The 20,872-nt window shown below is 66.6% G+C and carries 16 protein-coding genes; 8 read left to right on the top strand and 8 right to left on the bottom strand.

From position 1 onward, the window contains the following. The first annotated feature begins 27 nt into the window (after positions 1-27). Both K410_RS0111015 and K410_RS0111010 read left to right on the top strand, forming a co-directional pair. Positions 28-660 (top strand): LysE family translocator, encoded by a 633-nt coding sequence (locus tag K410_RS0111015; RefSeq protein ID WP_028134900.1) that lies wholly within the window; start codon positions 28-30, stop codon positions 658-660. Further along, positions 653-1,528 (top strand): alpha/beta fold hydrolase, encoded by an 876-nt coding sequence (locus tag K410_RS0111010; RefSeq protein ID WP_028134899.1) that lies wholly within the window; start codon positions 653-655, stop codon positions 1,526-1,528. The genes K410_RS0111015 and K410_RS0111010 overlap by 8 nt, the downstream gene beginning before the upstream one ends. Here the strand turns inward: K410_RS0111010 and K410_RS0111005 are convergent. The 3 genes from K410_RS0111005 to K410_RS0110995 form a co-directional block, all read right to left on the bottom strand. After that, a complete protein-coding gene (locus K410_RS0111005) occupies positions 1,525-2,409 on the bottom strand; it encodes a 4-(cytidine 5'-diphospho)-2-C-methyl-D-erythritol kinase (protein WP_028134898.1) in 885 nt (294 codons plus the stop codon). The two genes, K410_RS0111010 and K410_RS0111005, sit on opposite strands and share 4 nt — an antisense overlap. Before the next feature lie 24 nt (positions 2,410-2,433). Further along, a complete protein-coding gene (locus K410_RS0111000; RefSeq protein ID WP_028134897.1) occupies positions 2,434-4,233 on the bottom strand; it encodes a tetratricopeptide repeat protein in 1,800 nt (599 codons plus the stop codon). Between the two features lie 287 nt (positions 4,234-4,520). After that, complete coding sequence (locus K410_RS0110995; RefSeq protein WP_028134896.1) at positions 4,521-6,182, bottom strand: electron transfer flavoprotein-ubiquinone oxidoreductase; 1,662 nt, start codon at positions 6,180-6,182, stop codon at positions 4,521-4,523. A 134-nt stretch (positions 6,183-6,316) separates the two neighbouring features. Between K410_RS0110995 and K410_RS0110990 the strand changes: the two genes are divergently transcribed. Then, positions 6,317-7,126 (top strand): uracil-DNA glycosylase, encoded by an 810-nt coding sequence (locus tag K410_RS0110990; protein ID WP_028134895.1) that lies wholly within the window; start codon positions 6,317-6,319, stop codon positions 7,124-7,126. Between the two features lie 124 nt (positions 7,127-7,250). Here the strand turns inward: K410_RS0110990 and K410_RS0110985 are convergent, their stop codons facing one another. The 4 genes from K410_RS0110985 to K410_RS0110970 all read right to left on the bottom strand — a co-directional run bounded on the left by K410_RS0110985 (position 7,251) and on the right by K410_RS0110970 (position 11,604). Then, the gene (locus tag K410_RS0110985; protein WP_028134894.1) at positions 7,251-8,759 is read right to left on the bottom strand and encodes a glycosyltransferase family 39 protein; all 1,509 of its coding nucleotides are present in this window, start codon (positions 8,757-8,759) and stop codon (positions 7,251-7,253) included. Between the two features lie 259 nt (positions 8,760-9,018). After that, on the bottom strand, positions 9,019-9,888 hold the full coding sequence (gene rnhB, locus K410_RS0110980; RefSeq protein WP_028134893.1) for a ribonuclease HII: 870 nt from the start codon (positions 9,886-9,888) through the stop codon (positions 9,019-9,021). A gap of 71 nt (positions 9,889-9,959) precedes the next feature. Then, on the bottom strand, positions 9,960-10,415 hold the full coding sequence (locus K410_RS0110975) for a VOC family protein (RefSeq protein ID WP_028134892.1): 456 nt from the start codon (positions 10,413-10,415) through the stop codon (positions 9,960-9,962). Positions 10,416-10,437: 22 nt separating this feature from the next. Beyond that, positions 10,438-11,604, bottom strand: a complete 1,167-nt coding sequence (locus K410_RS0110970) for a PA0069 family radical SAM protein (protein WP_028134891.1) — start codon at positions 11,602-11,604, stop codon at positions 10,438-10,440. Between the two features lie 219 nt (positions 11,605-11,823). Here K410_RS0110970 and K410_RS0110965 point away from each other — a divergent pair, with 219 nt between their 5' ends. From K410_RS0110965 to K410_RS0110950, 4 genes are all read left to right on the top strand, one after another. Next, complete coding sequence (locus tag K410_RS0110965) at positions 11,824-14,238, top strand: phosphoketolase family protein (RefSeq protein WP_049820244.1); 2,415 nt, start codon at positions 11,824-11,826, stop codon at positions 14,236-14,238. A 2-nt stretch (positions 14,239-14,240) separates the two neighbouring features. Further along, positions 14,241-15,431 (top strand): acetate/propionate family kinase, encoded by a 1,191-nt coding sequence (locus tag K410_RS0110960; RefSeq protein WP_028134889.1) that lies wholly within the window; start codon positions 14,241-14,243, stop codon positions 15,429-15,431. An 82-nt stretch (positions 15,432-15,513) separates the two neighbouring features. Further along, positions 15,514-17,439 (top strand): hypothetical protein, encoded by a 1,926-nt coding sequence (locus K410_RS0110955; RefSeq protein WP_028134888.1) that lies wholly within the window; start codon positions 15,514-15,516, stop codon positions 17,437-17,439. A gap of 10 nt (positions 17,440-17,449) precedes the next feature. Further along, positions 17,450-19,057 carry a PEP/pyruvate-binding domain-containing protein gene (locus K410_RS0110950; RefSeq protein ID WP_028134887.1) on the top strand — a complete coding sequence of 536 codons (1,608 nt, stop codon included), beginning with the start codon at positions 17,450-17,452 and terminating at the stop codon, positions 19,055-19,057. A 77-nt stretch (positions 19,058-19,134) separates the two neighbouring features. Here K410_RS0110950 and K410_RS0110945 read toward each other — a convergent pair whose 3' ends face one another. Continuing rightward, a complete protein-coding gene (locus K410_RS0110945) occupies positions 19,135-19,974 on the bottom strand; it encodes an RMD1 family protein (protein ID WP_028134886.1) in 840 nt (279 codons plus the stop codon). Between the two features lie 307 nt (positions 19,975-20,281). Here K410_RS0110945 and K410_RS0110940 point away from each other — a divergent pair, with 307 nt between their 5' ends. Continuing rightward, positions 20,282-20,857 carry a glycosyltransferase family protein gene (locus K410_RS0110940; RefSeq protein ID WP_028134885.1) on the top strand — a complete coding sequence of 192 codons (576 nt, stop codon included), beginning with the start codon at positions 20,282-20,284 and terminating at the stop codon, positions 20,855-20,857. Positions 20,858-20,872 lie beyond the last annotated feature (15 nt).

The raw sequence follows: 20,872 nt of genomic DNA, 5'->3' as shown, positions 1-20,872 counted from the left end.
CGCGGTCCGCTGCGCTACGAAAACAGGATGAGTGAAACCAACATCTGGCTATTCCTGGCCGCAGCCTGTCTCATCGCTGCTGTTCCCGGACCCGGCATCTTCTACGTCGCGGCACGGACCTTGTCCGATGGGCGCGCCAGCGGCTTTGCATCGACCGCGGGCACCGCGCTGGGCGGGCTGGTTCATGTGGTGGCAGGCAGCCTCGGCATCTCCGCAATCATCCTCGCCAGCGCCGAGTTGTTCGCCGCCGTCAAATTCGTCGGCGCGCTCTATCTGGTCTGGCTCGGCATCAAGACGTTTCGGAGCGCCAGCCGCGCATTGTCGCTCGAGAGCGAAGCTGCCGGCGACGATCGCGCTTTCCGCGACGGCGTGCTGGTCGAGGCGCTGAATCCGAAGACCGCCGCGTTCTTCCTCGCCTTCATTCCGCAATTCCTCGATCCCGCGGGATCGAGCCCCACGCTGCAATTCATCATGCTAGGTGCGATCTCGGTGGCGTTGAACACGCTGGCCGACATCGTCGTGGTGCTGATGGCCTCCGCGACCCGGACGCAGCTGATCGGGCGACCGCGTCTGATGCGGCGTCTCACCCAGGGCTCCGGCGTCTTCATCGCGGGTCTCGGCCTGTCGCTTGCATTGGCGCGGCGGCCGGCAAATGGTTAGCATCCCGCAGAGCCGCTTCTATGAATCGCACGGTCTGCGGCTGCATTACGCCGATTGGGGCAATGAGAGCGCGCCGGCCCTCATCCTGGTGCATGGCGGCCGCGATCATTGCCGGAGCTGGGACGTCATTGCCCGGTCGTTGCAACGGCATTTCCACGTGATCGCACCTGACCTGCGCGGCCACGGCGATTCCGACTGGACCCGAGGCGGCAGCTACGCCCTGACCGAATATGTCTACGATCTCACCCAGCTCGTCCGCGTCATCGCCGCGCCTCGGGTCACCCTAATCGGCCATTCGATGGGCGGCATGGTGAGCCTGATCTTTTCAGGATCGTTCCCCGAACAGGTCGCAAAGCTGGTCGTGCTCGACGGCGTGACCATGCTGCCGGACGCGCCGAAGCCGCCGGCGCATGAGCGCATCGGCAAATGGGTCGGCCAGCTCGACAGCCTGCACGACCGCACGCCGCGCCGCTATACGACCCTCGAAGACGCAGCGGCGCAGATGATGCTTCACAACAAGCGCCTCGCCCGCGACCTCGCGCTGCATCTCGCCACCCACGGCGCGCGGCAGAATGAGGACGGCAGCTACAGCTGGAAGTTCGATCCGTATCAGCGCGTATCGGCGCCGCACCGACTCTGGCCGGACGATCATCTCGCGCTGTGGTCGCGCATCGCCTGCCCGACCTTGCTGCTCAACGCTGGCGAGAGCTTTCTCGCCGGCGCCAGGGCCGCAGGCCTGGAGCGCTATTTCCGGGAGGCGCGTGTCGAGACCATCGCCGGCGCGGGCCATTGGCTGCAGCACGACAAGCCGCAGGAGGTGCTGGGCGAGATCAGGCGGTTTCTGGGATTGGATGAGGGCGACGGCTAGCTCAACGTCCCCGCATGCACCCACCAGCCGGGGTGATCGCGACGAACCCTTTCGGCGGCGGCATGCGCTTCGTTTGCCGCGCCATAGATCGCAAAGCACGTCGCGCCCGAGCCGGACATGCGGGCGAGCTGGACGCCGGCGGTGCCGCGCAAGGCCTCCAGCACCTCGCCGATCACCGGCTGGATGCGCAGCGCAGGCGCTTCGAGATCGTTGGGAACGCGTTCGAGCACTGCGACCCAATCGGCAGTCGATCCGCCCTCGTCCGGCCAGGCCGGAGCGCGGATGACGTCGGTGACGCCGACCAGCAATTCACCGTTGCGCAGGCCGAGCTCCTGAAACACGTCCTTGGTGGCGACGGGCACGCGCGGATTGACCATCACGCAGGGCATGCTCGGCAGGCTCAGCGGCAGCAGTTGCTCGCCGACGCCGGTCATGTCGCAGGCGCGCGAGACGAGGCACACCGGCACGTCGGCGCCGGTCGCGAGCGCGACCTTCTGCAGCCTGGGATCATCGAGCGAGAGATCGTTGAGACGCGCGAGCAGTCGTAGCGCGGCCGCGGCGTCGGCCGAGCCGCCGCCGATGCCGGCGGCCACCGGCAGCACCTTGTCGAGCGCAAACGCGCCGAGCTTCAGGCCCGGCACCGCTTCGGCGAGCAGCCTGGCGGCCTTGAGCACGAGATTGTCGGCGGTATCGCCGCAGGCCGCGGCCAGCGGCCCGGTGGTGGTGAGCTTCAGCTCGCCGCCCGGCTCCAGCGTGAGCCGGTCGGCGCAGTCGGCGAACGCGACCACGCTTTCGAGATCATGATAGCCATCGGCACGACGGCCCACCACGCGAAGGCTCAAGTTGACCTTCGCCCGTCCTTGTTCGATCAACGCCGGCATCGGCGACACGCCCCCAACAAAACCTCAGCCGCCCCTGCCGTCGTCCTTCTTCTTGTCCGCTTGCGCGGCCGAAGAGTTCGAATTGTCGTCGGCGAGACCATTGGCGATCTTGGCCTCGATCTTCGGAAGCTCTTCCGGCTCGGGCTTGAGGTCGCGGGCGTGCGACCACTGGAATTTGGCTTCGAGCGTGCGCCCGACCCGCCAATAGGCATCGCCAAGGTGATCGTTGATGGTGGGATCCTCGGGCTTGAGGTCGATCGCGCGCTCGAGATTCTTCACCGCCTCCTCGTAATTGCCGATGCGGTAATAGGCCCAGCCGAGGGAATCGACGATATAGCCGTCGTCGGGGCGCTGCTCGACGGCACGCTTGATCATCTTCATGCCTTCGTCGAGGTTGATGCCCTGGTCGATCCAGGAATAGCCGAGATAGTTGAGGACGTGCGGCTGGTCGGGCTGCAGCTCGAGCGCCTTCTTCATGTCGGCTTCGGCCTTGGCCCACTGCTTGGAGCGCTCCTCGCAGATGCCGCGATAATAGTACCAGACGCTGTTGGCCTTGTCGTTGCCGGGCGTCAGGGCGTCGATGCCTCGCGAATAGGTCGCGCCGCAATCGCTGAACCGCTTGCGGCCGCGCTCGATGTTGCCGAGCGCCATGATGGCTTCGAGATCCTTGGGATCCTCCGCGGTGACGCTCTTGAGGATCTTGATCGCCTCCTCGGTGCGGTCGGCGGAATCGAGATCGATGGCAAGCTGGATCTGCGCATTGCGCTTGAGCGGCGAGGTCGCGGGCACGCGCTCATAGACCTTGATCGCCATCTTCGGCCGCTTCACCGATTCATAGAGATCGGCGAGCGAGAGCAGCGCCAGCGGGTGCGTTGGCTGGAGATAGAGCGAAAGCTGGAGATAGACCAGCGCCAGATCCTCGCCGCCGCGGCGGGTCAGCGTGGCGCCGATGCCGTAAAGCGCTTCGGCGGCGCCGGCCTGTGCGGAATCGACCAGCGGCGGCATCTTCTTGCCGGCCCTGGTCTCGCGCAGGCCTTCCTGGATCAGCGGATGGCGCGCGAGCTTCTTGTCGAAGGCCTGATAGACATTGGTCGCGGCAGCCGAGTCCTTGTTGTTGCGCGACAGCCAGCGCGCATAGGCCTCGGTCACGCGCAGCATGGAATCGTCGAGCTTGTAGGCGCGCTCGAAGCGGGTGCCGGCGTCCTTCTCCTTGCCGGAGAGTTCGAGGATCATGCCGGCGTGCAGGTCCTTGAACAGCGGATACCATTCGGGACCTGCCAGCTTGTCGATGGTGGCGACGCCGCCCTTGGCATCGCCGGCGCCATAGGCGGCCCACCCCGACAGCAGCGTGGCGACGAGGTCGGTGATCGGACCGCGGATCGACTGGCTGATGTTGGTCTGCGCGGCCGCGTACTTCTTCACCTTGAGATCGTGGACGCCGACGACGAGACGCGCGACGCGGTTGGTCTTGTCGATGGTGAGGATGCGCTCGGCGAGCTTGACCGCTTCGTCGATGTCACCGTCGGCGACCGACGAGATGAAGGCGCGGTCGAGCAGCTCGTTGTTCTTGGGATCGGTGCGCAGGGCCGAGCGGTAGAATGCGGCGGCGGAGGCCGCGTCGCGCTCGACGCTGGCGTGACGGGCGGCGAGATAGCTGCCGGCCCCGGTCAGCGACTTCAGGTCGTTTCGGGTCGGAAACTGCGCCGCCGTGTCGGAGGGATGATCCGGCGTCTGCGCCAGCACCCTGCCGGGGACGACCGCGATCGCTGTGCCCACGAGGGCGATGGCGGCAACAGTCCAGCGGTTGAAACGATTTGAAAACATCAGGGCTCGCCTTGAGTTGGTAGTGCCTGGGTTTGCAGCAATGGCCATATCGCATGCGGACGCTGCCGGAGGCATCCGGACCCGGAATTGTTGGGCCGACAATGCCGCTTTTGGCGCTTCGCCGCAAGGATTCGGACCCGACGATCCCCGCCACGCGGGCCAAATCGGCAAGTAAATCCGCCAACAGCGCCCCAAGACGCCGCCACTATGGCCTTATCGTGGCCGCGGCGGGTGGCCGCAGCCAGCTCCTCACGCGAACGTGCGGCAGAACCCCGGCATGACTTACCTTACATCGCCTCGTAATTGGGGCCGCCGCCGCCCTCCGGGGGAACCCAGGTGATGTTGCCGTTGGGATCCTTCACGTCGCAGGTTTTGCAGTGGACGCAGTTCTGGGCGTTGATCTGGAAACGCGGCCCCGATCCCTCCTCGATCCACTCATAGACGCCGGCGGGGCAATAGCGATTCGAGGGACCGGCGAAGACGTCGTGCTCGGAGGTCTTCTGCAGGTTCATGTCGGTCACCTTGAGATGGACCGGCTGGTCCTCCTCATGGTTGGTGTTGGACAGGAACACCGAGGACAGCTTGTCGAAGGAGATCTTGCCGTCCGGCTTCGGGTAGTTCCTGGGCGCGTGCTGCTTGGCCGGATCGAGCGTGGCGCGGTCATGCTTGACGTGTGACTGGGTGCCGAACAGCGAAGCTCCGAACAGCGTGTTGCACCACATGTCGAAACCGCCGAGCGCGACACCGATCACCGTGCCGAACTTCGACCACAGCGGCTTGACGTTGCGGACCAGGAAGAGGTCCTTGCCGACCGAGGAGGACCGCCAGGCGTTCTCGTATTCGACGAGTTCGTCATTGGCCCGATCGGCGGCAAGCGCGGCTGCGACATGCTCGGCCGCGAGCATGCCTGTGCCCATGGCATTGTGCACGCCCTTGATGCGCGGCACGTTGACGAAACCGGCCGCGCAGCCGATCAGCGCGCCGCCTGGGAAGCTGAGCTTCGGCACCGACTGATAACCGCCCTCGGTGATCGCGCGCGCGCCGTAAGCGAGCCGCTTGGCGCCTTCGAAAGTGCCACGGATCGAGGGATGGGTCTTGAAGCGCTGAAACTCGTCGAACGGCGAGAGATAGGGATCGTCGTAGTTGAGGTGGACGACGAAGCCGACGGCCACGAGATTCTCGTCGTAATGATAGAGGAACGAGCCGCCGCCGGTCTTCATGTCGAGCGGCCAGCCGAAGGAATGCTGGATCAGGCCCTTCTGATGCTTGGCGGGGTCGATCTGCCAGACTTCCTTGAGGCCGATGCCGAATTTCGGCGGCTCGCTGTTGGCGTCCAGCGCGAACTTGTTGATGAGCTGCTTAGTCAGGCTACCGCGGGCGCCTTCGGCGAACAGGGTGTACTTGCCGAGCAATTCCATGCCGCGGGTGAAGGAGTCCTTCGGCTTGCCGTCGCGACCGATGCCCATGTCTCCGGTGGCGATACCCTTGACGTTGCCCGCCTCGTCGTAGAGCACCTCGGCCGCGGCAAAGCCCGGATAGATCTCGACGCCGAGCGCCTCGGCCCTGCGCGCCAGCCAGCGGCAGACATTGCCCAGCGAGCCGATATAGCAGTGATGGTTGTTCATCAGCGGCGGCATCACGAAGTTCGGCAGCCTGATCGCGCCGGCGCCCGTCATCCAGTAGAAGCGGTCGTCCTTCACCTGAGTCTTGAGCGGGCAGTCGGAATCCTCGCGCCAGTCCGGGAGCAGCTTGTCGAGCCCGGCCGGATCGATCACCGCACCGGAGAGAATATGCGCGCCGACCTCGGAGCCCTTCTCCACCACGACGACGTTGAGGTCGGCGTTGAGCTGCTTCAACCGGATCGCGGCCGCCAGGCCCGAGGGGCCAGCGCCGACGATGACGACGTCGAATTCCATGGATTCGCGCGGGGGAAGTTCTTCGGTGCTCATCTGATCTCAGCCCTCGAGACGGTCCTCGGTCGTTTGCGCCCCCTTGTTTCCGATTTTTCCGGGCAGGACAACAGCGGAAATGCATTTCGCTGGGATGCAAGGCGCCCCAAACTGATATAAAAGTCTGACTTTCCATGATCCCCGAACCCGCACCCACCGTCCGAGAGCTTCTTGCCTTCTATCTGGAGGCCGGTGTCGACTGCGCGCTCGCCGAGGAACCGATCGACCGCCTGGCGGAATTGGATGCTCCCCCCGCGGCCCCGCGCATCGCACCTGCGATCGAGGTGCCGCGGCCGCTCGCCGCGCCGGCGGTGATGCGCGGCGAGGCCGCGCCGGCTCCCGACATCGCCATCGCCTCCGCGCGCGAGGCCGCACGCACCGCGCCGACGCTGGAGGCGCTGCGCGAGCTGATGCAAAATTTCGAAGGCTGCGCGCTGAAGCACACCGCGACGCGGCTGGTGTTCGCCGACGGCAATCCGCAGGCACGCATCATGTTCGTCGGCGAGGCGCCGGGCCGCGACGAGGACATCGAGGGCCTGCCCTTCGTCGGGCGCAGCGGCAAGCTGCTCGATCTGATGATCGGCGCCATCGGCCTCAACCGCAGCACCGCCTACATCGCCAACGTGATTCCGTGGCGGCCGCCCGGCAACCGCACGCCGACGCCGCAGGAGACGCAGATCTGCCTGCCCTTCATCCAGCGCCAGATCGAGCTGGTGAATCCGGATGTGCTGGTGACGCTCGGCAACCCCTCGACCCAGACACTGCTGGGAACGCGCGAGGGCATCATGCGCACCCGCGGGCGCTGGTTCGACTACGAGACGGGCGCGCGCACCATCCGGGCGCTGCCGACGTTCCATCCCGCCTATCTGCTCCGCTCGCCGTCCTACAAGCGGCTGGCGTGGCAGGATCTGCGTGCGATCGCCAAGGTGCTGGCGGGAACGTGAGGAGCCGACCGCTCTCTCCACGTCATTGCGAGCGCAGCGAAGCAATCCAGAGTCTTTCCGCGGAGAGATCCTGGATTGCTTCGTCGCAAGGGCTCCTCGCAATGACAACGGAGAGAGCCAGACCCTACGTCCCCTTCGGCCGCACGATGGCCCAGCCGATGCGCAAGAGCTGCTGGCGGCCGGTCACCAGCCATTCGAAGGCACGCGGCACTTCCGGCACGATGCCCGGAAAGCGCTTGAGGATGTCCGGCGGCGGCGTGCCGGCGGTGTCGGAGGCGCGCCAGACCACGACGCCGCCGGTCTCGCTGAATTTGACGTGATTCATCCACGGCGTGCGCGCAGGGTCGGCGTCGATGAAAAGATGCGGACGACCTGAATGCAGCGTGATCAGGCTCGCAAGTTGCGTCTCGCCCGCAACGGCGCGCAGGCGGTGGTTGGTGCGGCGGGCGAAGCTGTCGTCGAAGAAGTCCGAGATCGCACGCCCCGGCATCGAGGTCGCGATCTCGCTCGTGCCGGTCCAGGGCAACAGCAGGACGCCCAAGACGACGCCGATGGCCGGGGCCACGACGGCGGCGGCCCACACCATGCGCAGCATCCGCGCGCGGCGCATCGCAATGAGATCGCCCGCCGCGACCACCACGGCAAGCCCGGACATCACCAGCACGACGCCGGCGCCGCCGACGACGGATTCGAGCCCCAGCAGGCCGGAGACCAGCACCCCGCCCAGCACCGGGGCGAGTGCGAAGAAATAGACGAAGTTGCGCGCCAGCGGCGCGACCGGCGGCCGGTAGATGATCGGCGGCTCCTCGCCCTTGCCGGCAAACAGGCCGGTATTGAGGAAGGTCAGCGCCGGGATCGCGGCGGCTCCGAGCACGAGGCCGGCCAGCAGCCAGGCCGCATGCAGGGCGCGGGCACTCAGCTCCGCAACTTGCGGCAGGGCCGGCATCGCAAGCGTCTCCGCCCGCATCAGCCAGGCCGCATAGGGCAGCGCCAGCACCGCGACGACGATCAGCGCGAACAGCGGATCGAGCGCACGCAGCGTGCGGCGGCCGCCGGCGGTCGAGACCGCGAACACGGCGAGCAGCAGCAGCAGGAAGATCGCCGCGGGCGTCGTCAGCAGCAACAGGCCGGCCTCGATCGACCAGGCGAACCAGGCATTGCCGCGGCGCTGGCCGATGATCTGCCAGGAGTGCAGCAGCAGCAGCGCCCACAGCGGCCGGGCCAGCACGAGGGGGCCGAAATCGAGCGCCGAGGAGGAGAAGGCGAGCACGGTCATGGTCAAGAGCACGGCGAGCACCGCGTGCTGCGAACCGACCACGGCGCGGGACAGGTGATACAGCGCGATGAAGGTCGCGATCTCGCAGAGCTGGGCCAGCACATAGACGCCGAACATGTGGCCGCCGGCGGCGCGATAGGCGATGTCGGCGAGCCAGACCGCCAAGGGCGGACCAAGGTCGGTGCCGACCTGGTATTCGCGTCCGAAAGCCAGCAGCGTCGCCAGCGTGCCGGGCGGGCTGCGGTAGAACACCAGCGCCACGACCAGCCACATCAAAGCCTGCAGCAGCACGGCGATCCATACGATCAGCCGCGGCCGGGCGCGAATGAGCTCGATGACCAGGGAGGTAAACCGCATGCAACGCCCGAAAGATGCAGCCAACCCGTCCAGCCGGCCCTGTTCGCTCACTTCCACTTTGATAAGGGGCGTCTCGTGCCGTGGCAACTTCGGTGTGCTCCCTCTCCCCGTTCTTACGGCGAGAGGCAAAGGCACACGCACAACAGATCGTCAGGACCGGGCTTGACCCGGCCATCCACGTCTTTCCTGCCAGCTCCAAAGAACGTGGATGCCCGGGACAAGCCCTGGCAAGACGATGGCGAAGCAGTGGGGCTAGAGCCTAGAGCGCGGCCGATGCGTCGATCTCGACGCTCGCTTCCACGTGCACCTCGACCTCGGCCACTGCAAACAGGTCCTGCACCGGCTCGACGGTCCAGGGCATGTGCTTGGCGCGCGCGGCCGCGACCGGGGCGAAGAAGCTGCGGTGGTGGATGGTGGGGCCGAGGCGGTCGAGCGCGTCGAGGTGCTCGGGGACGGCATAGCCCTTGTGCTGCTCGAAGCCGTAGCCGGGGCAATCCTGCGCCAGCGCGCACATCAGGCGATCACGCGTCACCTTGGCGATGATGGAGGCCGCGGCGATCGACAGCACGATGCCGTCGCCGCCGATCACGGCCTCGCAGTCGCATTCCGTATCGAGCCGGTCGCGACCGTCGACGAAGACATGCCTGGGCGCCTCCGGCAGCGCCACCACGGCGCGCTTCAGCGCCCACAGCGAGGCGCGCAGGATGTTATCGCGATCGATTCGCGAGGGCGAGGCAACGGCAACCGAGACCTGCGCAGTGGCGCAGATCTTGTCGAACAGCTTTTCGCGCTCCTCGGCCGTCAGGCGCTTGGAATCGTCGATGCCGCGCGGAATGCGGTCGGGGTCGAGAATCACGGCGGCCGCCACCACCGGCCCAGCCAGCGGTCCGCGACCGGCCTCGTCGCAGCCGGCGACCGGCCAGACCCCGCGCTTGATCAGCGCGCGCTCGCGGCGAAAGCTCGGGGGAGCGATGGCAATGATACCTTTCTTGCCGGCGGGAGCGGCCATGGCTTGGGCCGCAGCCGTCTTGGCCGGCTTGGCAGGCGCTGCCTTGTTCGCAGCGGCCTTCTTCCCAGGCCTATTAGGCGCATCTTTGGCCGGCTTGGTGGCGGACTTGTCCCGAATCATGGCGGGGATCGTGCGCAAGGCGCCCGGCCTGCGCAACCGGGAACCTCTCGCAATTCCCGCTATTCAGGCCCCTACTCCGCCAGATGCACCCGCCGGTCGTCGCCGACATCGATGCCGGGCGCGACAACGACCTCCCAGGGATGACCGTCGGGGTCGGCAAAATAACCGGAATAGCCGCCGTAATCGGTCTCGTGCGCGGCCTTCACCAGATTGGCCCCCTTGCCTAGCGCGAAGGCCATCACCGCATCGACCTCCTCGCGGGTCCGACAGTTCCAGGCGAGCGTCATGCCGCGGAAGGCCTGCGGTCTCGGCTGGTCCGGCAGCCCCGCGTCGGCCGCGAGCTGATCCCAGCCATACAAGGCGAGCACGGGACCACCGGTATCGTAGAACGCGACGGCCTCGCCGGTCGCCTTCAGCCGGCGCGAGAAACCGAGCGCGTCGTAGAAAGCGATGCTGGCGCGGATGTCGCTGACGCCGAGCGTGATGACCGTGAGCCGCGGCATCGGCACGTTGAGTTCTCTTAGCATGCGACGCCTCCTCCGTTTCCGATCAGAACAGGCTGAGCTGGTCGCCGTTCCGCTTCGGCCGCGCAAAGTGATCCGTCGTCAGCTTGGAGCGCCGCTTGTTCAGCCCGAGCCGCTCGCAGGCGATCTCGAAGCGGCGGCCGATGGTCCAGGCCATCGGTCCGGTGCCCTTCATTCGTTCGCCCCATTTCGCATCGTAATCGCGCCCGCCGCGCATGTCGCGGATCAAGGTGAAGACGTGGCGGTAGCGGTCCGGACAATTCGCCATCAGCCATTCGCGAAAGAGATCGCGCACCTCGAGCGGCAGCCGCAGCAGCACATAGGATGCTTCCTTGACGCCGGCATGGGCGGCGGCATCGAGAATGCGCTCGATCTCGCAATCGTTCAGCGCGGGGATCACCGGCGCCACCATCACGGTGGTCGGAATGCCGGCGTCCGAGAGCTGCTTCAGCGCCTCCAGCCGCTTCGGCGGCGTCGCGGCGCGCGGCTCCATGGTGCGGGCCAGTTTCGGATCGAGCGAGGTCACTGAGATCGCGACCTTGGCGAGGTTGCGCTTGGCCATCCGCGCGAGAATGTCGATGTCGCGCAGCACCAGCGCCGATTTGGTGACGATGCCGACGGGATGGCCGGCACGTTCCAGCACCTCGAGGATGCCGCGCATGATCTGGTGCTCGCGCTCGATCGGCTGATACGGATCGGTGTTGGTGCCGATCGCGATCATCCGCGGCTCGTAGCCGGAGGCGGCGAGCTCCTTCTCCAGCAGCGAAGGCGCCTCGGGTTTCGCAAACAGCTTCGATTCGAAATCGAGGCCCGGCGACAGGCCGAGATAGGCGTGGGTCGGCCGGGCGAAGCAGTAGACACAGCCGTGCTCGCAGCCGCGATAGGGATTGATCGAGCGGTCGAAGCCGATGTCCGGTGAGTCGTTACGTGTGATCACCTTGCGCGACGTGTCGACTCCGACCGTGGTCTTGAACGGCGGCAATTCTTCCAGGCTCTGCCAGCCGTCATCGAAAGCAACGCGCGCCTCGGCCTCGTAGCGGCCGGAGGCGTTGGACTGCGCCCCCCGCCCTCGCCGGCGGGCGCGGTCGATGGCGACGCCGAGTTCCGGAAAATCAGAGTCCGCACCCGCCGGCTCGGAGGGCGCCTTGACCGGCGGGTGCTTGAGAGCATGAGAGGATGCTGCTGGACTCATGAAGCCAAGATAGCACGTCAAAGGAACAAATCAAGAACACAAATGAGAAATGGAAAAACAACCCAGGCGGAGCTATCGCCCAAATTTCGAGCGCGGTCCTTTGACCTCACGCAACAAGGCTGTCGTAACGATCTCGTTTGATGTCGCACCGGGATCGATCGCGCCGGAACAAAGTTGGTGACGATCGCGAGGCTTGGCTCGGCAACAATCGGCAAGAATATGACAAATCAACAACAATCAGCTGCCGCGAGCAGCGATCTCGATCTGCTTGATCGCTATTGGCGCGCCGCAAACTACCTCTCCGTGGGGCAAATCTATCTGCTCGACAATCCTCTGCTGCGCGAGCCGTTGCGGGCCGAGCACATCAAGCCGCGCCTGCTCGGCCATTGGGGCACGACGCCGGGTTTGAACTTCATCTACGCCCATCTCAATCGCGTCATCCGCGCGCTCGATCTCGACGTGATCTATGTCTGCGGCCCCGGGCATGGCGGTCCCGGCATGGTCGCCAACACTTATCTGGAAGGCAGCTACAGCGAGATCTATCCCGAGATCGCCCGCGATGCGGCCGGCATGCGCAAGCTGTTCCGGCAGTTCTCCTTTCCCGGCGGCATCCCGAGCCATGCGGCGCCGGAAACGCCGGGCTCGATCCACGAGGGCGGCGAACTCGGCTACGCGCTGGTGCACGCCTATGGCGCGGCCTTCGACAATCCTGATTTGATCGTCGCCTGCGTCGTCGGCGACGGCGAGGCCGAGACCGGTCCGCTGGCTGCGTCCTGGCACTCCAACAAGTTCCTGAACCCCGCCCATGACGGCGCGGTGCTGCCGATCCTGCATCTCAACGGCTACAAGATCGCAAATCCCACCGTGCTGGGGCGGATGCGAGATGCGGAAATCCGCGATCTCTTTCGCGGCTTCGGCCACGAGCCGCTGTTCGTCGAGGGTGACGATCCCAAATTGATGCATCAGGCCATGGCGGACGCGCTCGACGTCGCGCTCGCCAGCCTCCGTTCGATTCAGCAGCACGCCCGCGACGGGCGCAGCAGCGTCGAGCGGCCACGCTGGCCGATGATCGTGCTGCGCAGCCCGAAGGGCTGGACCGGCCCTAAGGAGGTCGACGGCAAGAAGGTCGAGGGCTTTTGGCGCGCGCATCAGGTCCCCGTCGCCGGCTGTCGTGAGAACCCGGCGCACCTGAAAGTGCTCGAAGACTGGATGCGCAGCTACGAGCCTGAAAACCTGTTCGACGCGAGCGGCGCCCTCGTTCCCGAGCTTCAGGCGCTCGCGCCTCGCGGCGACCGCCGCATGGGTGCCAACCCGCATGCCAATGGCGGCCTGCTGAAGAAGGAGCTGAAGCTGCCGGACTTTCACCGCTTCGCGATCGAGGTGCCGCAGCCCGGCGGCGTCATGGCCGAAGCGACGCGCGAGCTCGGCAAATTCCTGCGCGACGTCATCCGCCTCAACACGAAGGAGCGCAACTTCCGCATCATGGGCCCGGACGAGACCGCGTCAAACCGGCTGGACGCCGTGTTCGAGGCGACCGAACGCGTCTGGATGGAGCCGATCGAATCCTACGACGTGCATCTGGCGCAGGATGGCCGCGTCATGGAGGTGCTGAGCGAGCATCTCTGCCAGGGCTGGCTCGAGGGTTATCTGCTCACCGGACGGCACGGCTTCTTCTCGTGCTACGAGGCCTTCATCCACATCGTCGATTCCATGTTCAACCAGCACGCCAAATGGCTGAAGGTGACGCGCGAGCTGACGTGGCGCCGTCCGATCGCCTCGCTCAACTATCTCCTGACCTCGCATGTCTGGCGTCAGGACCATAACGGCTTCAGCCATCAGGACCCCGGCTTCGTCGATCTCGTCGCCAACAAGAAGGCCGACATCGTCCGCATCTACTTCCCGCCGGATGCCAACACGCTGCTGTGGATCGCCGACCATGCCTTACGCACCTACAACCGCATCAACGTCATCGTCGCCGGCAAGCAGCCGGCGCCGCAATGGCTGTCGATGCGGGACGCCGCGGCGCATTGCGATGCCGGCATCGGCATCTGGAGCTGGGCGGGGACGGAGAAGGCTGGCGGCGAACCCGACGTGGTGATGGCCTGCGCCGGCGATGTCCCGACGCTGGAGACGCTCGCCGCCGTCGATCTCTTGCGCAAGGCCCTGCCGGATCTGAAGATCCGCGTCGTCAACGTCGTCGACCTCATGACGCTGCAGCCGCAGGATCAGCATCCGCACGGCCTGTCCGACCGCGACTTCGACAGCCTGTTCACGCGCGACAAGCCCGTCATCTTCGCCTATCACGGCTATCCCTATTTGATCCACCGGCTGACCTATAGCCGCACCAACCATGCCGGCATGCATGTGCGCGGCTTCGCCGAGGAAGGCACCACGACGACGCCGTTCGACATGGTCGTGCTCAACGAGCTCGACCGCTACCACCTCGCGATCGAGGCGATCGAACGCGTGCCCGGACTCGCGGCCAAGGCCGCGCAGGCCAAGCAGCAATTCCGCGACAAGCTGATCGAGCATTCGCGCTATGTGCGCGAGCACGGCGAGGACATGCCGGAGATCCAGGGCTGGGTCTGGCCCAACAGCTCCGGCGGCACCACGCCTGCCGAAGCCGGCGATTAGCCATGTCGGACACGGTCCTCGTCCTCAATTCGGGATCGTCGAGCATCAAGTTCGGCCTGTTCGACATCTCGGCGGCCGAGCCCGTCCTGCTTTGCAAGGGCCTGCTCGACGAGCATGAGGCAAGACCGCGCCTCGTGGTAAAGAGTCCCGCGGGCGACGACCTGTTCGCGGCACGGAAGGAGGCGCCGGACGCCGACGGCGGCCATTTGTTCGCCGACGTGCTCGCCTTCATCGAGGAGAGGTTCGGCGCGCACAGCCTGCGCGCGGTCGGCCACCGCATCGTCCACGGCGGGCCGGATTATTCCGGCCCGGTCGTGCTGACGGACGACGTCACCGCGAAGCTGGCGGCATTGACGCCGCTGGCGCCGCTGCACCAGCCGCGCTGCCTCGCGCCCGTTCGCGCGCTTGCGGCGATCCGGCCTGCACTGACGCAGATCGCCTGCTTCGACACCGCCTTCCACCACGGCCTCGCGCCGTCCGCGCGCCGCTTTGCGGTTCCGCGGCACTACGAAGAGCGTGGCGTCCGACGCTACGGCTTTCACGGCCTCTCCTTCGAATATGTCGCGGGCCGCCTCGCCGCGATCGCGCCGGAGCTCATCGCCAAGCGCAGCGTCATCGCCCATCTCGGCAACGGCGCCAGCCTGTGCGCGTTGCACCATGGCCGCAGCATCGACACCACGATGGGACTGACGCCACTCGACGGCCTCGTCATGGGCACCCGCTGCGGCACCATCGATCCCGGCGTGCTGCTTTATCTGCAGCAGCATGAGAAGATGTCGGCCGAGCAGATCCAGCACCTGCTCTATCACGAGTCTGGTCTGCTCGGCGTCTCCGGCATCTCCGCGGACATGCGAACGTTGCTGGCGAGCGGCGAGGCCGGGGCGCGGGAGGCGGTCGAGCTCTTCACGTACCGCGCGGCGCAGCAGATCGCGATGATGGCCACTGCACTCGGTGGGCTCGACTGCCTGGTCTTCACCGGCGGCATCGGCGAGCACGCCAAGGAGATTCGCAGCGCGATCTGCGAGCGGCTCGGCTGGCTCGGCGTGGGCATCGATGCTGCGGCGAACGATGCGGCGCGTGAGCGGATCGGCGCTGGCGGAAGTGCTATTGATGTGTTCGTCATCCCGACCGATGAAGAGATGATCATTGCGCGACATTGTGCGGCCCTGATCCGCAGCCCCGGCGCCACGTGACATTTTTATGAATGATCTGCCGCAATGATGCCGCCGCGGTTTCGCGGCATACGCGTCGCAGCAATCCTCGAGCGGACAGATCATGAAGACCCATATCATCGAAGAGCTCGGACAAGGCGGCATCCTGCTGCCCGCGCTGGTGGCGGAAGGGCTCGCCGCCAACGACCGCATCAAGGTGCGGATGAGCGCGCTGCAGGCGGCGGCCCAGCATGCGCAGGAGCCGGGTCGACCCGCGAGCGACCTTGGCGTGGAGAGTCAAACCGCGGGCATCGCCCCCGCGGCGATCGCCACGCTGATCGGCGGCGCCCGTCTGATCGGACAGGGCCGGCTCGCGGCTCCCGATCTGGCGAAGCTGATGCAGGAGATCGCGGAAGATGCAGGGGCCATGATCCGCGCGGTCGGCGCCGGCGCTGCCAACGACGGCGACAGAGCGCAGGCGCGCCTCGACACGATCCGCGCGGCCGGCCTGCTCGACCCCGTCGATGAGATCGCGATATCCCACATCGTGCGACTGACCGGCGTGGACGCAGGCGGCGACAGCCTGCATCGCCTCGTCATGGATCTGCACAAACAGCTCAACAGGCTGGCAACGAGCTGCGCGGAGGAAGCGCTCGACGGCGCCCATGTCTTCGGCCTGCACAGCGAGGACCGACCGGCCGTCGCTGCCTTCATGAAGGGCCTGAACGCGACGCGGGGTCTGAAGTTCAATCACCCCGGCCTCGACACCATGGCCACACGCGCCGGCGGCCGGCTGCTGATCCAGAACGACATCGGCACCACGGACGCCCATGTCGTCGTGATCGCGGTGAAGAAGAACGCGGTCACCGTCACCTACACCGATGTGCATCTGGCGCGGGCGAAATTCTTCATCTCGCTGTTCGACGCGTTCGCGGCGAGTTGGAGCGGTCTTGATCGTCACACCGCAGCCGGCCTCGGCGAGGACAATTCCTTCTATCTCGTCACCGGCCAGTATCAGGGCGACCACGCCGCCGATCGCAACGAATTCCTCGCAGCGCTCGGTGCCGCACTGGTCTTTCTGATCGACTGGAACAAGGCGCGCAAGCTGCTCAGGACTTGGGTCGCCAAAGAGGACGCGGCACGCATCCTGGAGTGGGCGGCGCGTCAGCGGATCGGCCATCGCGGCTTCCTCGAGCTCGGCGGCAACGATCTATTGGGCTCTGCGGTGCGGAATGCCGCACCCACGCGGATCGGCTTCGGCGAGCGGCTCGACCAGGCGCTCGGCCGCACCGCCGCGATCGATTTCCTCAAGGCATCGCTGCGCGCCTCGACCGAGGCATTGTTGGCGGGCCGCTCGGTCAGGACGGTGCGCGACCAGATCGAAGCCGATCTGATGCGGCACCTGGATCGCGTCGACGGCGCTCTTCTCGCAGCCGTGCTGCGCCAGATCGGCCTCGCCCACGATCTCGTCGCGGCGATCTCGCGCCACATTGCCGCCCTGCGCGCCGCCCAGCCCGCCGACGGCAGGCTGCTGACACAACGCTGCGGCGTGATCGAGCAGAAGGCCGACAGGATCGCGCTCGAGGGCCGCAACGAGGTCGATCGCCTCAATGCCCGCCCGCTGATCGGCCAGTTGATCGACCGCGCCGAGGAAGCGATCGACGAGCTGGAGCAGGCCGCATTCATCGCCTCGCTGATGCCGGAGAAAACCGAACCGTCCTTGCTGGCATCGCTGGCCGAGCTTTGCGCCGTGGCAGAGACCGCGACCGAAGTGGCCGCGAGCGGCATCGCCGCTGCGATCGACGTGCCGGAAGGACGGCGCGCCGATTCCGAGGACGCGCTTTCCGCCGTGACGCGCCTGATCGACGCCGAACACGCCGCTGACAGCCGCGAACGCGCGACGACCGCGCTGGTCTTCGGCGGCGGCTTCGACGTCGCGACCTCGCTGTCGGTGATCGAGCTCGCCCGCGCCGTCGAGCGCGCCACCGACCGCTTCGCCGCGTTCGGTCATCTGCTCCGCCGCCACATCATGATCGATCTCGCAGCTTGAGGGGACCACCATGCATATCGTGCGTATCGGCGCTGACGCCGCCGACTTGCGGCCTGCCGAGGAAATCGGCGCCAAGGCCGCCAATCTCGCCCGCATGGCGGCGCTGGGCCTGCCGGTGCCGCCCGCCTTCGTGGTCCCGGTCAAGCTCTGCGCCGAGATCATCGCCGGCCATGCCCACGCCGCGCGGCATCTGCGCGACGGCTTGAAGGAGGGAATTTCGTTTCTGGAGAGCGCCACCGGAAAGCGCTTCGGGGACCGTCGGCAGCCGCTGCTGGTGTCGGTGCGCTCGGGGGCGGCGCGATCGATGCCGGGCATGCTCGAAACCGTCCTCAATGTCGGCTGCACCCTGGACGCCGTGCACGGCCTGATCCGTGCAACCGGCCGGCCGCGACTCGCCTGGGATTGCCGGCGCCGTTTCCTGGAGAGCTTCGGCGAGACCGTGCTCGGGCTCAACCAGGCCGGGTTTGCCGCACGCATCACCGAACTCGTCGCAGCCGAATACGCCGGCAGCGACCGCGAGCTCGACAGCGAAGCGCTCGAGCGGCTCGCCGGCCGCGAGCAGGCGCTGATCGAGGACCACGCCGACGGCTCGCTGGAGGATGCCTTCGCGCAGTTGGAGGCAGCATCCCAAGCTGTTTATCGCTCCTGGACGAGCGAGCGCGCGCAGACTTATCGGAGCCTCCAGCACCTCGAAGCGCTCGAGGGCACCGCCGTGACCGTGCAGGCGATGGTGTTCGGCAATGGCGGTCTTGCCTCCGGCGCGGGCGTTGCGTTCTCGCGCGATCCGTCGACGGGCGCGCCGCGCCCGATGATCGACCTCGTGCTCGATGCCCAGGGGGAAGACGTCGTTTCCGGACGGCGCGCGCCTGACACGGCCGAGGCGATCGCCCGCGAGCTGCCGAAGCTCGAATCGGAACTGGGTGACGTCCTGAGGCGCCTCGAGCACGCGTTCGCCGATGCGCAGGATGTCGAGTTCACGGTCGAGAACGGCAAGCTCTGGATCCTCCAGACCCGGACGGCCAAGCGTACGCCGCGAGCCGCCGCCAGGATTGCGATCGACCTTGTGCATGAGGGCCTGATCTCGAAGGACGCGGCATTGGAGCGGATCGCGGAGGTCGACCTCGCCTCGCTCACCGAAACCAGATTGGTTGCCCCGGGCAGGCCAGCTGTGATCGGCATCGGCGCCTCCGGCGGCATCGGGATCGGACGGGCGGCGTTCTCGTCCGAAAGCGCCCAGCGTCTGTCGGCGGCGGGCGAGCCGGTCATCCTGCTGCGCCCCGACACCAGCACCGCCGATGTCGCAGGCTTCGCGCTTGCCGCCGGCATCGTCACGTCGGTCGGCGCGCGCACCTCGCATGCGGCCCTGGTGGCGCGGCAAATGGGCAAGCCCTGCGTGGTCGGCTGCCGCGAGCTGAAGATCGATCCCGCCGCAAAGCGGGCCCGGCTCGGCAATCTCACGCTTGACGAAGGCGAGTGGATGACGATCGAGGGCGACGCGGGAGAGCTCTATCTCGGACGATGCGAGACGATCCGGACCCGCCCCGAAGCCGAGCTTGCCGAGATCGCGGCATGGCAGGCCCAATCCTGCCAACATGACAGGCACGCCACCGCGCCTTAAGGACTCGTCGCGCTTTAGGTTCTTGTTTCACGCATGTACCTTCCGGAAAGCCGCTCCGCACTTTTCCGGATCATGCTTCAGTGACCGCTGCCGGTCAGGAGCTGAAAACTCCCCATCGCGACCTCGATCAGGATCAGCACCACGACGGCAATCTCCAGGCGGAGCGAGCGCTGGGTGTCGATGATGTCGGTCAGCGCGTTGGCGGTCTCCGACACCGCGGCAAGCTTGCGCTCGAGCGTGTCGAGGCGCTCCTTCAGCTCGTACTCGTCCTCCAGGCGCGAATAGAGCCGATCGAGCTCAGGCTTCTCCCAGAGCACGTCGGGCTTCTCGGCGATGGCGACGCGGCCGGCGACGCGCTGCTGCACCAGCAGTGCGTTGCCGATCAATTGCAGGATACCCTTGCGCCGTTGCGGCGTGCGGCCGTGTTCGGCGAGCTCCCGTGCAAACGGCTCGATCACGTCGAAGACCGCGGCGACGCGCCGCTCGTCGCGCGCCAGCGACGTGCTCTTGGCGAGCGCATCCGCAACCAGCAGCAGCCGGTCGTCGGAAAATTTGGCAAGGCAGATCGGCCCGCCCGGCTGGATCGCCTCGGCGGCCTCATCGCTGCAGAGCTGGGCCTGCGCGATCTCTTCTTCGTAGGGGCTGAGCTCTCCGGTCACGCGTGAGGTCAGGTTGTCGATGAGCACCTTCTCTTCCGACGGGAGCAGGCCGATCAGCACCACGACGCCGTAGCGGAAGATCACGGCAAGACCGGCATGGACCCGGTAGGCCGCCGGGGTGGAAGAAACCAGCGTCCCGATCTCGAGGCCGGAAGCATTGATCCGGTCGCCCAGCATCAGCGCCCGGATCCGCAAGGTGGGCGCGGCCTGCTTCGGCGAGAGCGGCGCCGCGCCGACGGCGATTTGATCGGCGTTCATATCAGGCCTCTCCTGCGCGCAAGATCACACATTTTCATTCGACCTTTCCTGCAAGCTGCATCCTCCGCTGTGGCAGCGAGAATGCCGCCATGAAGCCCCGGTTTGATACTGTCGAGCGGGGCTTGTGCCGAAACAATCGGCAATATTACCAGCCCGCGCAGGACACTTTTGACTGCAATGACTGGCGAGGGTTTACCATCGCATGCCGCGGCACCGCCGGAAAGTTGCACTCGGCCACGCTTCGGGTTTATGACAACCCCATGCAGCGCTACGCTTCTCCCGAAATGCGGACATTGAAGCCTCGATCATGCTGAGCGTCATCATTCCGACCGAAGGCGTCGAGCAGACGGCAGTGGCGACTCTGGCCGCGCTGGTGCCCGGCGCCGCCGCCGGTGTCGTCCGGGAAGTGCTCCTGGTCGACGGCACCCGCAACGGGGTGATCGAGCGCGTCGCCGACGTCGCAGGCTGCCATTTCGTCGGCTTCGAGGGGACCTCGCAGGGCGCCGCGCTCGCCGCCGGCGCGCTCCAGGCGCGTTCGCCCTGGTTGATGTTCCTGCCGGCCGGTGCCGTGCTGGAAACCGGGTGGATCGAGGAGACCACCCAGTTCATTCAGGCGGTCGCGAGCAGCGGACGGGACCGGGCCGCGGTGTTCCGCTATGCGCGCTCGCCTTACGCCGATACCGGATTGCGGGACATCCTCCGCGCCGTGGCGCGCGGGCTGATCGGCCCGCTCGGAGGCCAGGGACTTCTGATTGCCCGTGCTCATTACGACCGGATCGGCGGCTACCCGCCGCAGGCTCGGCATTCCGAGGCACAGCTGCTCCGGCGGCTCGGCCGCTCGTCCCGCACCATGCTGCGCAGCCGCATCGTCATGATCAACTGAGATCAGCAGATACTT

It is taken from the genome of Bradyrhizobium sp. 22, assembly GCF_000482425.1.
GTDB classification, from domain to species: Bacteria; Pseudomonadota; Alphaproteobacteria; order Rhizobiales; family Xanthobacteraceae; genus Bradyrhizobium; species Bradyrhizobium japonicum_B.
Note: the sequence above shows the minus strand (reverse complement) of the source record. Positions and strands in the feature narration are given on the sequence as shown.